Consider the following 15,415-nt stretch of genomic DNA (forward strand, 5'->3'; position numbering starts at 1 on the left):
AGCCGTAGCGTCAGGCGCCGGCGGCGTCCAGGGCGCGGTCGAGGTCGTCGAGGATGTCGCGCGGGCTCTCGAGGCCGATGGACAGGCGGATGAGGCCGGGGGTGATGCCCGCGTCGGCCTGCTCCTCGGGCGTGAGCTTGGCGTGGATGGTGCTTCCCAGGTGGATGGCGAGCGTGCGGACGTCCCCGATGTGCGTCATCGGCGAGATCAGCTCCAGCGCGTCGATGAACCGGCGGGCGGCGTCCCGGCCGCCGGCGAGGTCGATCGAGACGATGGATGCGGCCCCGCGCGGCAGGTACTGTTGCGCCCGCTCGTAGTACGGGTTCGACGGCAGCCCGGGGTAGTGGACGGTCGCGACCTCCGGCCGCCGGTCCAGCCACTGCGCGACGGTCTGCGCGGTGGCGACGTGCCGATCCATCCGCACGGACAGCGTCTCGATGCCGTGCAGCAGCAGGAACGTGCTGGTCGGCGGCACGGTCGGCCCGTACTCCAGCACGATGACGCTGCGCACGTACGCCAGGTACGCGCTCGCGCCGAACCGCTCGACGAAGGACGATGCGCCCGGCCGCGGCGCCTCCGTCAGCTGCGGGAACCGCGCTCCGGCCGCCGCCCAGTCGAAGGTCCCCGCGTCCACGATCGCCCCGCCGATCACCGACGCGTGCCCCGACAGCCACTTCGAGGTCGAGTGGATGACGATGTCCGCGCCGTCCTCGATCGGCCGCCACAGGTACGGGGTCGGGACCGTGTTGTCGACCACCAGCGGCACCCCGGCTGCGTGGGCCAGGCCGGCGATCCGCCGGATGTCGACCACCTGTCCGAGCGGGTTGGGCAGCGTCTCGGTGTACACCGCCTTGGTGTTCGGGCGGAAGCGCGAGCTCCACTCGGCATCGTCCGCATCGTCGGGCACGTACTCGAACTCGATCCCCTGCCGCGCGAGCACGCCGCGGAACATCTCCCGGGTCCCCTCGTACAGCGACCGCGTGGCCAGGATGTGGTCACCGGCTCCCGCGAGCGCGCTCAGCGCGGACGCGATCGCGGCCTGCCCGCTGGCCACGACGATCCCGTCGACGCCGCCCTCGAGGTCCGCGATGCGGCGTCCGGCGACCGCGTTCGTGGGGTTCTCGTTGCGTGAGTACGCCCTGTAGGCGCTGCGCCCGGCGAACCGCTCCTCGCCGTCGTCGAAGCTGTCGAAGACGTACGCCGCGGTCTGGTAGATCGGCGTCACCCGCGACCAGGTCTCGGAGTCGACGATTGCTCCTGCGTGGATCTGGCGGGTCTCGAAGTCGAGCGGGCGGCGGGGTTCGTCCGGCATGGGGTCACTGTAGTGACAGCACCGCCGGCGTGCCAGGCGATGTTGCGCTCTGCGTCGCCGCGCGGTCCGCGATCAGCCGGTGTACGGCCTGCGCGACCCGGTCGTTCTCGCGGAAGGACAGCGCGTTCGTGCCGGGCCGGGCGAACGCCCCGGCGAAGGGCGCGTCGGTGAACGGCCCGATCGCCCAGCGGCGCGGATGCGGTGCGCCGGTCGCGTCGAGCACCCGCGCGTCGTCGGGATGCACGCGCAGCATCCCGTGCCGGAACGATCCGGCGCCGCTGACCGCGAGATCGCGGAGCGCCCGGTTGTCCGTACGGTCGGCGTGCGCGGCGGGCAGCCAGGCGTCGACGAGGGTCCGGGTCAGCACCGAGCCGTCGACGGACGGGCTGGACACCCGGAACGCGCCGGCCTCCTCGTCGGCGGACACTTCGACGTCGGCCCCGGCGAACTCCACGATCCCGGCGCCCGAGAGCGCGAGCAGTTCCTCGAGCCGGTGCCCGGGCGGACCGGAGGCGACGTAGCTGAAGTACGCCGGCCACCAGCCGTGCAGGTCGCGGGTGCGCGACTCGTCCGTCCAGGCCGGGGAGGCGCCGACCGGTGCCAGCGCGAACATCGTCTGCAGCAGCGCGAGGAAGAGCCCCAGCGTCTCGCTGTGCTCGGGCGCGGTGCGTCGGTGGAGGTCGTCGCGCAGGTGCTCTCGCAGGCGGTCCTGCAGCGCCTCGCGCGACGCGAAGCGCTCCCCGGCGAGCGGCCGGTCGAACGCGTCGAGGTGGAGGTGGTCGGACGGATCGGGGAGGGACGCGGCCAGCAGCTCGCGGTAGGCCGACGACCGCAGGTCCACCCCGTCCAGCTCCGCCCGGAACCGCTCCCAGGTCACCGCGGCCCGCTCGGGATGCCCGGTGAACAGCTCGCGGTAGTACCCGTGCAGCAGTTCCCGCTCGACCAGCGGCCAGACGTCGCGGCGGAAGTCGAGCGTCCCGGGGTCGCGGGTCAGCCGGGCGACCACCTCCGGCGTGAGATAGCGCAGCGACGGCGCCTCGCCCGCGAGCGTCGACGAGATCTTCGAGCGGTACGGCACGCCGCGCCGCGACCCGATCAGGATGCGCGGCTCGCGTCCGCTCGGCCGGTAGCGCAGGCCGTCGTGGTGGCGCTCGAAGCGTCCGCCGCGTCCCTCGGTCAGGAGCACGACGAGGTCGACCGCGGCCAGGCCCATCCCGCGCACGGCGACGGTCTCGCCCGCCGGGATCCCGGAGAGGTCGGCGTCGGCGGTGAACGCCGGCGCTTGATAGTGCAGGCCGTGCCGGCGGGCGAACGCGGCGAAGGCGGCGGCCTCGCCCGAGGGCTCGCTGCCGGTGTGCCCCAGCGCGTACACGACCGCGTCGGCGCGGATGACCGTGCCGTCGGCCAGCCGGATCACCTCGCCCTCGTCCGAGCTCGACACGGCGACGACCTCCCCGTCGCGTCGCACGACGGTCGCGTCCCCGTCCAGCGCGGCAATCGTTCGGCGCAGGAACCAGTCCAGGTAGCGGCTCTGCAGCCTCCGCGTCGGGAAGTCCCCGCGGCGCAGGCGCGCGAGCTCGGCTCCCACTGCGGCGTCGTCGATCGAAGCGTCCCGGATGTGGCCCTCGCGCACGCCCTCCGCCCACTCCAGCAGCGACGGTCCCGGCGCGACCGGTCCGTCGACCGTGCAGGAGTCGTCGGTGAACATCGTGACGTCCTCGGCCATCGAGTTCAGCTTGAGCAGCGGCGACTGGTCGTGGCGCCAGATCCGTCCCGGCCCGGCCGGGAACGGGTCGATCAGGTGGATGACGACCGGCGGCCTCTCGGCGGCGATCGACCGCGCCGCCGCGAACCGTTCCAGCCAGCCCACGGCGCGCGGACCGGCGCCGACGACGGCGATGGACGGGGTCGGGGACGTGGTGGGCATCGGGTCACCCTGCACGGCGAACCCTGCGCGGGCAAGCGTCCGTGACGCCGTGTTTCGCGGGCGTCGCAAACCGTAATCAACGTTTCCCCGACCCGTCGCCTGCCCTCTACGGTCATCCGAAACATCCGCTCCCACCCCGCGAGAAGGAGGCATCCGGTGACCGTCACGAACGTCGACGCAGACGAGTTCCGTTATGTCGAAGCGACCGATCCGCTGGCCCGGCCGTTGCTGGACGAGCTCGAGTACGAGTACGACACCCGCTACGGCGACTTCTTCGGCGAGCGCGCCTCGACCGAGCTGAGCCGGTACCCGGCCGAGCTGTTCGCGCCGGCTCAGGGCGGTGCCTTCGTGCTGCTGCTGCGCGCGGGGAGCCCATCGCCGGAGGCGCGTTCAAGCGCCTGGATGAGCACACCGCCGAGCTGAAGCGCATCTGGACCAGCTCCCGCCACCGCCGTCAGGGCCTCGCCCGCCGGATCGTGAACGAGCTGGAGTCGGAGGCGGTGCGGCAGGGCTACACGAAGGTGTACCTCACGACCGGTCCGCGCCAGCCCGAGGCGAAGGCGCTCTACCTGGCCGCGGGGTACCGCCCGCTGTACGACACCGCGCTCGACCCCGAGCAGGTCGGCATCCACCCGTTCGAGAAGACGCTGGGGGTGGAGCGATGAGCGCCGCCACCACGGTGGAGGCGACACCCGTCGCCGCCGCCGCCGTCCCCGACGGCGTGGACCTCCGCCGCCTGGCCGAGCGCCCCATCCTCCCGCTGCGCCACCCCGGCCGGTGGATCGCCGCCGCGCTCGTGCTCGTGCTGCTGCTGAACTTCGGCCAGACGCTGTTCACGAACCCGTCGTGGGAGTGGGCGAAGGTCGGCAAGTGGCTGTTCAGCCAGGCCATCCTCACCGGTCTGCAGCTGACGCTGGTGGCGACCGCGATCTCGGCGGTCGTCAGCTTCGCCGGCGGCATCGTCGTCGCCCTCGGTCGGCTCTCGGCCAACCCGGTCCTGAGCTCGGTCAGCTGGCTCTACGTCTGGCTGTTCCGGTCGGTGCCGCTGATCCTCGTGCTGATCTTCCTCTACAACCTCGGCAACCTGTACCCGACCATCGGGATCGGCATCCCGTTCGGTCCGCAGTTCGAGGTCAAGACCGTCTCCGTGCTGTCCGAGCTCACGCTCGGCGTCATCGGCCTGAGTCTCAGCGAGATCGCGTACTGCTCGGAGATCGTGCGCGCGGGCGTCCTCTCGGTCGACCAGGGCCAGCACGAGGCGGCGAAGGCGCTGGGGATCCCGCGCGGGCGGCAGTTCCGCCGGATCGTGCTGCCGCAGGCCCTCCGCTCGATCGTGCCGTCCTACGTGAACCAGATCATCGGGCTGCTCAAGGCCAGCTCGCTCCTCTTCTACGTGTCGCTGCTCGACCTGTTCGGCGTCGTGCAGAACCTCGGCAGCACGTACCCGACCGACATCATCCCGCTGCTCGTCGTCGCGACGATCTGGTACCTCGTGCTCACCAGCGTGGTTTCGGTCATCCAGTACTACGTCGAGCGGTTCTACGCCCGCGGCGCCGTCCGCTCGCTGCCGCCGACGCCGTTCCAGCGCCTGCGCAGCTGGGTGAACCACCGTCAGGACGGTGTGGCATGAGCGCCGGGATCGAGATCGCGAACGCGACCAAGGCGTTCGGCGACAAGCCCGTCCTCCGGGGAGTGGACCTGACCATCGAGGCCGGGACCGTGACGGTCGTCCTCGGGCCGTCCGGCTCGGGCAAGTCGACCCTGCTGCGCGCGATCAACCACCTGGAGCCGCTGGACGAGGGGTACGTCGTCGTGGGCGGGGAGCTGATCGGCGTCCGCGTGCAGCGCGGGCGGCTGAAGGAGCGGAGCGAGAAGGAGATCCTGCGGCAGCGCGCCCGGATCGGGTTCGTGTTCCAGAACTTCAACCTGTTCCCGCATCTCACCATCCTCGAGAACGTGTCGGAGGCACCGATCGCGCAGGGCACGCCCGCCGCGGTCGCCCGGGAGGAGGCGCTTGCCTTGCTCGCCCGGGTCGGTCTCTCGGACAAGGCCGCCGCCTACCCGCGGCAGCTCTCCGGCGGACAGCAGCAGCGCGTCGCCATCGCCCGTGCGCTCGCTCTGCGGCCGGAGGTGCTGCTGTTCGACGAGCCGACATCGGCGCTCGACCCGGAGCTGGTCGGCGAGGTGCTGGCCGTCATCCGCTCGCTCGCGGGCTCCGGCGCGACCCTCGTCGTCGTCACCCACGAGATCGGCTTCGCCCGCGAGGTCGCGGACCGCGTCGTGTTCCTCGACGACGGCCGGATCGTCGAGCAGGGGAGGCCCGCCGACGTGCTCGACAACCCGCGCGAGGAGCGCACCCGAGAGTTCCTGAGCCGCGTCCTGTGAGGGCGCGGTCTCTGAACGCAATCGCACCATCCCACCCACCAAGGAGAACCCGCATGTCATCCCATCGTTCGCTCCGACGCCGGCTCGGCGTCCCGGGCGCGGTCCTCGCGTCGGCCGCCCTCGTCGTCTCTCTCGCGGCCTGCTCGGGGCAGGCGTCAGCCGAAGACGGCACATCCACCTCCGGCAACGTGACCATCGCCGCGCACACCAATGGCGCCGGCACCGAGACCGCCATCCAGGTCGACAAGGTCGACTCCATCGCTGCCGAACTGCCCGACGCGGTGAAGAAGAGCGGCAAGCTCGTCATCGGCGTGGGCGCCCTGCCCGCCGGCTTCCCGCCTCTCGCGTTCACCGGCGACGACCAGAAGACCCTGACCGGCTCCGAGCCCGACCTCGGCCGTCTCGTCGCCGCCGTGCTCGGCCTCAAGCCCGAGGTCAAGAACGCGACCTGGGACAACCTCTTCGTCGGGATCGACACCGGCGCGACCGACGTCGGCTTCTCGAACATCACCGACACCGAGCAGCGCAAGGAGAAGTACGACTTCGCCTCGTACCGCAAGGACGAGCTCGCCTTCACCGTGCTCAAGAAGGACAAGTGGGAGTTCGACGGCGACTACAAGAACCTCGCAGGCAAGACCGTCGCGGTGAGCGCCGGTACGAACCAGGAGAAGATCCTGCTCGAGTGGAAGTCGAAGCTCGAGGCCGCAGGCAAGACGCTCGAACTCAAGTACTACCCGGACGCCAACTCCGTCTGGCTGGCTCTGAACTCCGGCAAGATCGAGGCCTACTTCGGCCCGAACCCGACCGCCGCGTACCAGAACACGCAGAGCGCGTCGTCCGCCAACCCGACCCGCACCGCGGGCACCTTCTCGGGAGCCGGCGAGACCCTTCAGGGCCTGATCGCCGCCACCGTCAAGAAGGACAGCGGCCTGGACAAGCCGATCGCGGACGCCATCAACCACCTGATCGAAGGCGGCCAGTACGCCACATGGCTGAAGGCCTACAACCTCACCAACGAGGGTCTGCCGAAGTCGGAGATCAACCCGCCCGGGCTCCCGCTCGACAACCAGTGACCGACGAGACGAACGGCTGAGAACATGACCATCGCATCCGACACGACAGCGCCCGCCTTCGCGGCGGAGTGGCAGGCCTGGCACGAGGCGCACGAGGCCGACCGCGCCTCCGCGCACGGCTTCCTCGCCATCACGGCCCAGCACTGGCTGACCGCGGAGCCCACGCGCTTCGACGGCCTGCCCGGCCGCTGGTCCACCGGCGAGGAGGGCGTCGCCGTCCTGCTCGACCAGGGCGAGACGCTGCTCGTGGACGGGGCGGAGGTCACCGGCCGGGTCGTCTTCGGCGCGATCCCCGAACGCGGCGGACTCACCGCCGCGTTCGGGGACACCCTCATCGAGATCGCCAAGCGCGGCGGGTACGACCTGCTGCGGCCGCGCCATCCCGGGCATCCCACCCGCGCCGGGTACCGCGGCACCCCCGCCTACGAGCCGTCGGAGAGCTGGGTGATCGAGGGACGCTTCGCGCCCTACGACGCGCCCGTCCAGGTGACCGTCGGCTCGGTCGCCGAGGGCCTGCAGCACGTCTACGCGGCTCCTGGCGAGGTCGAGTTCCGCCACGACGGCGACGTGCACCGGCTGATCGCCTTCAACGGCTCCGCGCCGGGGTCGCTGCTGGTGCTCTTCACGGACGCGACCAGCGGCGTGACCACCTACCCGGCGAACCGTTCGCTGTCGGTCGGAGCCCCGGACGCCGACGGTCGCGTCGTCCTCGACTTCACCCGGGCGGTCAACCTGCCCTGCGCCTACACCGAGTTCGCCACCTGCCCATTGCCGCCCGCCGGCAACCGGCTTCCCTTCGCCGTCGAGGCCGGGGAGCGCCTGCCCTACGAGAGGACCGCACGATGACCGGCTTCATCCTCGGAATCGAGCTCGACGGCGACGGCGCGCACCCCGCCGCCTGGCGGGCCGCGAGGCACGCACCCTCCGCCCTCCTCACCGGGCGCCTGCACGCCGAACGTTCGCAGGCCGCTGAGCGCGCCGGGTTCGTCTTCGCCACCTTCGCCGACGCGGCCGTGCCGCCGTCCGAGCCGGGCGGTATCCGCGCGCGGCTGGACGGCATCCAGCGCGCCGCCTTCGCCGCGCCGCTCACGGGAAGCATCGGCCTGGTGCCCGAGGCGGGGACCGTCTACACCGAGCCCTTCCACGTCGCGACGCAGCTCGCTTCGCTCGACTATGCAGCGCGCGGCCGCGCCGGCTGGGTCGCGACCGCCGCCGACGACGCGGGCACCGCGTCCCTTTACGGACGCGCCGGCAACCCGGGCTGCCCCGCCGACGCCATCGAGGTGGCGCGCCGCCTCTGGGACTCGTGGGAGACGGACGCGGTCATCCGCGACGTGCCGACGGGCCGCTACCTCGACCGCGACCGGGTGCACCACATCCGCTTCCAGGGCGACGACTACTCCGTGGTCGGGCCGTCGATCGTACCGCGGCCGCCGCAGGGTGCTCTTCCGGTGTTCGGGTCGTCGGCGCTCGCCGGAGACGCCGAGCTCGACGTCTCGTTCTTCGACGCGGTGGGCGGCGACCTCGTCGCGCGCGCCGCGTCCGAGGCGTCCCGCCTCCGCGGGCTCGGGCTGCTCGCCGTGCTCGACCTCGAGGTGGCACTCGACGCCGTGGGCGTCCCTGCCGCGGATCGGATCGCCACGCTCGACGCGCACACGCCGTGGACCGGCTCCCGCGCCCGCTACGCCGGCGCAGCCGGACCGCTCGCCGCCCTCCTCGCGGAGCTCGCCGGCGTGACCGACGGCGTCCGCCTCCACCCTGCCGTCCTCGACGTCGACCTGCCCGAGCTGGCCTTCGCCGTCCTCCCACTGCTGCGCGAGACCACCGCGCTCGCCGCATCCCACCCTGGAGGCACGTTGCGCGATGCGCTCGGCCTCCCCGCCGCCGTCAACCGCTATCAGGAGTCCGCATGACCGGCCCGACCGTCCTCCGCTTCGGCGTCTTCTTCCAGGGCGTCAACTTCTCGACCGTCTGGACCGAGCCGGAGAGCGGTTCGCAGACCGACTTCGAGTCGTTCCGCCGCGTCGCCCAGACCGCCGAGCGCGGCCTGTTCTCGGCGTTCTTCCTCGGCGAGGGCCTGCGCCTGCGGGAACACCTCGGCGCGCTGCACCAGCTGGATGTCGCCGGCCGCCCCGACGCGCAGACGCAGCTCGCCGCGCTCGCCGCCGTGACCGAGCGCATCGGCCTCGTCGCGACCCAGAACACCACGTACAACGACCCGCTCGACCTCGCGCACCGGCTGGCGAGCCTGGACCTGCTCTCCGGCGGCCGTGCGGCGTGGAACGTGGTGACCACCGACAACGCGTGGACCGGCGAGAACTTCCGCCGCGGCGGGTACCTCGACCACGCCGACCGCTACCGGCACGCCGAGGCCGTCGTCGTGGCCGCGAAGAGGCTCTGGGACGCGTGGGATGCGGAGATCGCCGACTCCACCGCCGCGGACGCCTGGACCGCAGGCACCCCATCGGAGGTGGTGGAGGTCGACACCGGCCACTACAGCGCGACCGGCCGCAGCCGCCTCCCGCAGAGCCCGCAGGGGCGCCCGGTCATCTTCCAGGCCGGGGACTCCGCCGAGGGCCGCGACTTCGCCGCACGGCAGGCCGACGTGATCTTCTCCGCGCACAGCGCCTTCGATGACGCCAAGGCTTTCGCCGACGACATCCGTCAGCGCACGCTCAAGGCGGGACGCCCGGCGGGTGACGTGAAGATCTTCCCCGGTCAGGAGTTCATCCTCGCCGACACGGACGCCGACGCTGAGGAAAAGGCGCGCTGGGTGCGCCGCAAGCAGGTCACCCCGCAGACCGCGATCGCGTTCCTTGAGAACATCTGGGGCACGGACCTCTCCGCCTACGACCCCGACGGCCCGCTGCCGGAGATCGATCCGGTGCAGGAGGTCTCCGGCGAGACCCGCGGCGCCGGCTTCCGCGCGGCCCAGGCGAAGACCACGGCCGACGCCTGGCGCGAACGCGCGGCGGCCGAGAACCTGAGCATCCGGGAGCTGGTCATCCGCCTGAACTCAGGCCGCGGCTTCGTAGGCAGCCCGTCGAGCGTCGCCGCCACCCTGCAGCGGTACGCCGACGCGCACGTGGTCGACGGCTTCAACATCACGCCGTGGCTGATCCCCGCCGGGCTCGACGACATCGTGGACACGCTGGTGCCCCTGCTGCAGGAGCGCGGCATCTACCCGACCGGGTACGCGGGCGACACGCTGCGCGAGAACCTGGGGCTCGCACCCGTCGCGCGGACGGAGGAGGCGCGTCGCACGGCGTGACGGGCCTTGGTCGGCCGCTTCGGGGAGGTTCAGCTCTCGCGTGAGCCGTGAGACTCGGTGGATGAAGCCCTGGCGGCAAAAATCGCAATCCGAACTCCCTTGCTTCCAGCCTGGGCCGCGCGCATTTGCATGCATACGGTCCAGCGCGGCGTCACGGTCGCATGGCTCCTTCGTCCTCATTAGTGGAGAGCATTCTGCTCGCCCGCTAGTGGAAGGGAGACCTCAGTGAAGAAGTCTCGGACTTTGGTGTCAGCCGCAACGCTCGCAGGAATCTGTGTTATCGGGGCAAGTCTGACCGGTTTCGCCTCGCTAGACGCAGCGGAAGTCAACGCGGCCGATGCGGTGGCCGCGATCCAAGGCGTCGCGCCGGAGTCGCTTTCCGATCTTGCGGCGGTGAGCCGCGATAGCGACACCGCCGCCGCGGCCACCGTCGAGGGCGGCAGGGTGGAAGTCCCCGTTGACCCTGCCGACGGGCTTTCGCTCGGGAATTCGGTTCAGATCGGGCTGCCGTTCGCTCAGCAGGCGTCCGACGCAACGGATTCGCAGTTGCCGGGCGTGGTGGCGTATGACAACAAGAACGGTTCGACCACCGTCCCGCTCATCAAGGCGGATGGTGCCGTGCAGATCAACACCGTCATCGACAACGCGAGCGCTCCAAAGCGGTACGACTACCCGATTGACGTGCCCGACTGGGCATCACTCACCCAGGACGCGAACGGCACGGTTGCGATTGTTGAAGCAGACGGGTCGCCGCTTCGGGTGCTCGGGGAGGCGTGGGCGAAGGACGCCGACGGCGAAGCCGTGCCGACCCACTATGAGGTGCGTGGCAACACGCTCACGCAGGTTGTCGACTTCACGGACCACACCGCCTTCCCTGTCGTCGCCGGTCACCTGGAAGAGCGGATGCATCCTCACCCTGGGCTCGATCGGCGCCGGACTGGTGTTCAGCCCACCCACTGGCGGTCTCGCCTGGTTCGTGACTGGTGCAATCGCTGCGGCGGGTATCTCGCAAAGTTGTAAAGGGTTCTGATGGCAGGGCGGCCCCGACGCCTGGCGTACTTCGCCACCCTGGCTCTCATCGTGGGAGCCACATTGCTCGGCACCTCGCTTCTCCCGCAGCCGCCGAGAGGGGTTGCGCTGACGGTGGGAGCGCTTGTCTGCGCGACCTTTGATCGACTGTGGAGTCGCGTCAGGGGTCCCGTCTTCCCGCCACCGCTGACAGCTGCCGTTCGCGTATACGTCGCCATCGTGGCGGTCGTCTTGCTCTCCACGCTGACTATGGTCGTGTTCGTACCCGGGAGCGGTCTGCTGACGTGGGCGATGTCCGTAGCCACAATGCTGGTTCTCTTGGCCGGGAGCTGGGTTCCGGACAGGGGGCTCCGATCCCCAAGACCTTCCCCACGGAGCGAGGACTAGACAGGCATCTGCAGCGATGTGCTCGCACGGCGTGACGGCGGTCAGCTGCTGAGGAAGATCACCGACAGCAGCATCGCGATCACGAACGTGCTGAACACGAACGCGATGATCGTCTGCCCGGTCACCACGCTGCGGCCGACCGTGGTGAGGATGGTCACATCCGACGACGAGAACGTCGTGGCGACCTGGGCGGACAGGTAGAAGTAGTCGAGGAAGATCGGGGGAGCGGTCCCCGGGAAGCCCAGGCTCTCTGCGGTCGCGTTCAGCCGTGCGTAGTGCACGGCGTAGGAGTACACGGTCACGATCCACGAGCATCCGACGACGAGGAACGCGAGCACGTTCGCGACGACGCTGTCGAGCAGGCCGGGCGTGAGCCAGACGGCGGCGACGGCGATCATCGCGAGGATCGACCAGTGCGCATTGGCGCTCGGGCCGCCCCCGCCGAGCGACGCCTCGATCCGCTGCGCCCGCCGCGTCGGCGTCGTCACCCGGAGCCAGTCCCGGAGTTCGGCGGCCGTCGCGTGCCGGAACGTGACGTGCGTCAACACCAAATAGGCGAGCGAGTAGAAGATCCAGAACGCGAACGAGGTGACGACGACCGATCCCCAGGTGAAGCCGAAGGGCCGAACCGCGTGGTAGACGACGAACGCGATGAGCGTCGGCACGACCGCGATCCCGAGCGCGACGAGGTTGCGTCGCGCGTCCCACGCCAGGGGAGGGTGCGAGACGCGACCGCGCCGACCGGGTCTACGGTCACGTCATCGTCGCCGAGAGGCGGTCGAGGCAGTCGTTCCAGCCGTCGACATGGTTCGCCGCCGCCTCCTCGTCGGGGAAGCCGTCGTGCTGCACCGTCAGGAGCGTGCCGTCACCCTCCGCGTCGAACCGGAGCGTCGCCTCCGTCTCGCCGTCCTCGCCGTCCCACCGCCAGGTGAAGGCGAGCAGTCGGGGTGCGTCCACGTCGGTGACCCGGCCGGCTACACCGAGGTCCGCGACGGCCGAGCGGATGCGAACGGCGCCGCCCGGGACCGCGTCGATGCGCGCCGTCGACTCCATCCGCGGCGGCCAGAACCACGCGCTCAGCTCCCGCGGATCCGTGAACCCGCGCCACACGCGCTGCGGCGGGACGGGGAAGGTGCGCTCGACGGTGAGGGAGACCATGCGCACATCCTGCACCGGGGGGCGGAGGGTGCACCACCAGTGCCGGGAGGTCGCCGTCCCTCCTGAGAGTGCTCTCACGTTAGCGCGTGGCTCGCCGCAGCGCGTGGCCCAGCGGGTCTCCGCCTGCCATACTCGCACTCGGCTCGCTGACGAGCTCGGAGATTCCTTGGGGGGACTGTGCTGTTGAAGAACAGTGTGAAATCCGTGCGGCTCGGTGCCGTGCTCGCGACCACCGCCGTAGTCGTCGCTGCCATGATCGGGTCGGCTCCGGCCGTCGCCGCGCCGGCGACGACGCTTGTGCTGGCGATCACAGGCTCGGTCACCGCGCCGAACGGCGGCGACGACGGCGCGACGGTGCCGTCGATGACCGTGGATGCGTCGCACCACACGCTCTACGCACTCGCGGGAGGCAGCGAGCACAGCAGCCTCGCCATCGTCGACGCCGCGACGAACGCCGTGACGGGAACGATCGGCCTGCCGAAGCTTCCGGAGGGCGTCGCGGCCGACCCGGCGCGAGGATTCCTCTACGTCACCGTGAGCGACATCAACGCCGGCACCTCCGTGCTGTGGGTGATCGACATCGCCTCCAAGAGCCACGTCGGGACCATCGACCTGGGCTCGTTCACGACGATCGGCTCCAGCGGCAACAGCGGCATCGCCGTCGACACGGCGACCGGTTCCGTCTACATCGGCGGTGCCGTGTCACACCCAGGGACCTCGACCCCGTCCATCCAGGTCGTCACGACGGCCCAGATCACGGATGCCGTGGGCGGCACTCCGGTCACGCCGACGGTCATCTCGCTGCCGAATCAGTACCAGGGCCTCAGTTACATCGGGGTCGACGCCGGCGCAGGCCTCGTGTACGCCGCGGCCCAGGGCCTGTCCGGCAGCTCCCTCTACGCGTACGACGTGGCGTCGAACACGCTCGCCTCGACCATCCCGCTGGCCGGTCTGCCCGACGTCCTGACGGTGGATCCCTCGAACGGCACCGTCTACGTCTCGCAGCGCTCGCTCGGTGGCGGTGGTTCGTCCCTCGCCGTCGTGCCGCGGGGTTCCTCCGCTCCGAGCGCGACCATCCCTCTTCCGGCGGGCCCCGAGTCGCTTGCGGTCGACGACAACGCGTCAATCCTCTATGCGGCGGTCGCCCAGCCTTTCGAGGGCGGCACGATCAACGAGCTTGTCGCCATCGCCACCGGCACGAACGCCGTCCTCGCGAGCACGGCGCTGCCCACCCCCGCCGACGTCGCCGTGGACACCACGACCCACACCGCGTACGTCTCGGGTGCGATGTCCGGCAACACCACCATCCAGGTGCTCCGCCTGCTGCAGTCCGGCCGGACGTACGGCGACGACCGCTACGCGACCTCGGTCGCCGTCTCGCAGCGTGAATTCCCCGGCACGGCACCCGTCGTCTACATCGCCTCCGGCGCCAATTACCCCGACGCCCTGTCGGCCGGTCCGGCAGCCGCCAAGCGCGGCGGCCCGCTGCTCCTCTCGACCCCGAGCGGCCTCACCGCGCCGGTCGCCGCAGAGGTGAAGCGTCTGAAGCCGGCGACCGTCGTCATCGTCGGCGGACCCAACTCGATCTCGGACGCCGTCCTCGGCCAGCTCCACTCGGCGGCGCCCGGTGCGACCGTCTCCCGCGCCGCCGGGAGCGACCGCTTCCTCACCTCGCGGACGGTCGTCTCCGGCGCGTTCACGACGGCCGACACGGTCTATCTCGCCGCCGGCGCGAACTTCCCGGACGCGCTCGCCGCCGGCGGTGCCGCCGGAGCACAGGGGGCGCCCCTGCTGCTGGTGGACGGGTACGCGAGCTCGGTCGACGCGCCCACCGCCGCGCTGCTGTCCTCGCTGAAGGCCAAGAACGTGGAGCTCGTCGGAGGGCCGACCGTGCTCTCCGCCGGCATCGCGACCTCGCTGACCCAGAAGGGCTACACGGTCGGCCGGCTCGCCGGATCCGACCGCTACGCCACCGCCGAGGCCGTGAACCAGCACGCCTACACGCACGCGACGACCGCGATCCTGGCCACCGGATTCGGCTTCCCGGACGCCCTCTCGGCGACCACCCTCGCCGCCACCACGTCCGCCCCGCTCTACCTCGCCCCGGGCACGTGCGTGCCGCGCGGGGTGCTCGCCGACCTCGGCCGGCTCGGGGTCGGGACGGTCACCCTGATCGGCGGCCCGAACGTGCTCACCGCCGGCGTTGCATCCCTCACGGCCTGCGCCTGGTAGCCGCCGCGGAACGGTGTCTTCCCGACCCCTCCCCTCGAGTGCGATAGTCCGACCGATCGCAGATGCGGTCGAGCGAGAGGAGAGGGAGATGGCTGACAAGAATCTGGTGCTCGTGGTCGGCGCCTACGACGACGAGAGCGCGGCGGAGTCCGACTACCAGTCCCTGAAGGAGGACCAGGCCGCGGGGCAGTTCGACATCGTCGGGGCCGTCGTGATGAGCAGAGACGACGACGGCAAGGTGGAGGTCAAGGAGCACGAGACCGGGACCGTCGGGAAGGGCGCGGCCTGGGGAGCCGGAGCGGGCGTCGTAGTCGGGCTGTTCGCGCCTCCGCTGTTGGCGGCGACCGCGGTCGGGGCCGGCATCGGAGCGGTGATCGGCGCCTTCCGCAAGCGCCACGACGAGAAGCAGATCGGGGTCGACGTCGACGAGTACCTGCCCAAGGGCTCGTCCGCCGTGATCGCGGTGGTGGATGACCAGTGGGCGGACCGTGTCGAGAACGCGCTGGTGAAGGCCGAGAAGCGCATCTCGAAGGCGATCGACTCCGGCGACTACGAGGAGCTGCAGAAGGCCATCCAGAAGTCGCAGGAGGACCTGGACAAGGCGTCCTCCTGAGCCGGTCGGGCCGCTGAGCGGGGAGGGC

15 protein-coding genes are annotated in these 15,415 nt (G+C 71.0%); 11 read left to right on the forward strand and 4 right to left on the reverse strand.

The window, feature by feature from the left end; genetic code table 11:
• Window positions 1-10 precede the first annotated feature (10 nt).
• Both ACRAWB_RS16615 and ACRAWB_RS16620 read right to left on the reverse strand, forming a co-directional pair.
• Entirely contained in the window at window positions 11-1,312 is a 1,302-nt protein-coding gene (locus ACRAWB_RS16615) for an O-acetylhomoserine aminocarboxypropyltransferase/cysteine synthase family protein (RefSeq protein WP_431354335.1), read from the reverse strand.
• Between the two features lie 4 nt (window positions 1,313-1,316).
• Entirely contained in the window at window positions 1,317-3,239 is a 1,923-nt protein-coding gene (locus tag ACRAWB_RS16620) for an FAD/NAD(P)-binding protein (protein WP_431354336.1), read from the reverse strand.
• A gap of 156 nt (window positions 3,240-3,395) precedes the next feature.
• Here ACRAWB_RS16620 and ACRAWB_RS16625 point away from each other — a divergent pair, with 156 nt between their 5' ends.
• From ACRAWB_RS16625 to ACRAWB_RS16665, 9 genes are all read left to right on the forward strand, one after another.
• Window positions 3,396-3,662: a hypothetical protein gene (locus ACRAWB_RS16625; RefSeq protein WP_431354544.1), complete on the forward strand. Its 267-nt coding sequence runs from the start codon at window positions 3,396-3,398 to the stop codon at window positions 3,660-3,662.
• A complete protein-coding gene (locus ACRAWB_RS16630; RefSeq protein ID WP_431354535.1) occupies window positions 3,614-3,904 on the forward strand; it encodes a GNAT family N-acetyltransferase in 291 nt (96 codons plus the stop codon). Before ACRAWB_RS16625 ends, ACRAWB_RS16630 begins: the two co-directional genes overlap by 49 nt.
• Window positions 3,901-4,869, forward strand: a complete 969-nt coding sequence (locus ACRAWB_RS16635; protein WP_431354337.1) for an amino acid ABC transporter permease — start codon at window positions 3,901-3,903, stop codon at window positions 4,867-4,869. The genes ACRAWB_RS16630 and ACRAWB_RS16635 overlap by 4 nt, the downstream gene beginning before the upstream one ends.
• Window positions 4,866-5,624, forward strand: a complete 759-nt coding sequence (locus ACRAWB_RS16640; protein WP_431354338.1) for an amino acid ABC transporter ATP-binding protein — start codon at window positions 4,866-4,868, stop codon at window positions 5,622-5,624. The genes ACRAWB_RS16635 and ACRAWB_RS16640 overlap by 4 nt, the downstream gene beginning before the upstream one ends.
• A 53-nt stretch (window positions 5,625-5,677) precedes the next feature.
• Entirely contained in the window at window positions 5,678-6,697 is a 1,020-nt protein-coding gene (locus ACRAWB_RS16645; protein WP_431354339.1) for a transporter substrate-binding domain-containing protein, read from the forward strand.
• A 24-nt stretch (window positions 6,698-6,721) separates the two neighbouring features.
• A complete protein-coding gene (locus ACRAWB_RS16650) occupies window positions 6,722-7,543 on the forward strand; it encodes a DUF1684 domain-containing protein (protein ID WP_431354340.1) in 822 nt (273 codons plus the stop codon).
• Window positions 7,540-8,610, forward strand: a complete 1,071-nt coding sequence (locus tag ACRAWB_RS16655; RefSeq protein WP_431354341.1) for an LLM class flavin-dependent oxidoreductase — start codon at window positions 7,540-7,542, stop codon at window positions 8,608-8,610. Before ACRAWB_RS16650 ends, ACRAWB_RS16655 begins: the two co-directional genes overlap by 4 nt.
• Entirely contained in the window at window positions 8,607-9,968 is a 1,362-nt protein-coding gene (locus tag ACRAWB_RS16660; RefSeq protein WP_431354342.1) for an NtaA/DmoA family FMN-dependent monooxygenase, read from the forward strand. Before ACRAWB_RS16655 ends, ACRAWB_RS16660 begins: the two co-directional genes overlap by 4 nt.
• A gap of 225 nt (window positions 9,969-10,193) precedes the next feature.
• Window positions 10,194-10,988, forward strand: coding sequence for a hypothetical protein (locus tag ACRAWB_RS16665; protein ID WP_431354343.1), 795 nt, complete (start codon window positions 10,194-10,196; stop codon window positions 10,986-10,988).
• Window positions 10,989-11,425: 437 nt separating this feature from the next.
• Here the strand turns inward: ACRAWB_RS16665 and ACRAWB_RS16670 are convergent, their stop codons facing one another.
• Window positions 11,426-12,049, reverse strand: coding sequence for a DUF1345 domain-containing protein (locus ACRAWB_RS16670; RefSeq protein ID WP_431354344.1), 624 nt, complete (start codon window positions 12,047-12,049; stop codon window positions 11,426-11,428).
• Window positions 12,050-12,137: 88 nt separating this feature from the next.
• Window positions 12,138-12,542 carry an SRPBCC family protein gene (locus ACRAWB_RS16675; protein WP_431354345.1) on the reverse strand — a complete coding sequence of 135 codons (405 nt, stop codon included), beginning with the start codon at window positions 12,540-12,542 and terminating at the stop codon, window positions 12,138-12,140.
• A 204-nt stretch (window positions 12,543-12,746) separates the two neighbouring features.
• On the opposite strand from ACRAWB_RS16675, the gene ACRAWB_RS16680 reads away from it, so the two are divergent.
• Complete coding sequence (locus tag ACRAWB_RS16680; protein WP_431354346.1) at window positions 12,747-14,774, forward strand: cell wall-binding repeat-containing protein; 2,028 nt, start codon at window positions 12,747-12,749, stop codon at window positions 14,772-14,774.
• Between the two features lie 88 nt (window positions 14,775-14,862).
• Window positions 14,863-15,387, forward strand: a complete 525-nt coding sequence (locus ACRAWB_RS16685) for a DUF1269 domain-containing protein (RefSeq protein ID WP_431354347.1) — start codon at window positions 14,863-14,865, stop codon at window positions 15,385-15,387.
• The last annotated feature ends 28 nt before the right edge of the window (window positions 15,388-15,415 follow it).

The sequence above is a fragment of the Leifsonia poae genome, assembly GCF_050632865.1.
Classification (GTDB): domain Bacteria; phylum Actinomycetota; class Actinomycetes; order Actinomycetales; family Microbacteriaceae; genus Leifsonia; species Leifsonia poae_B.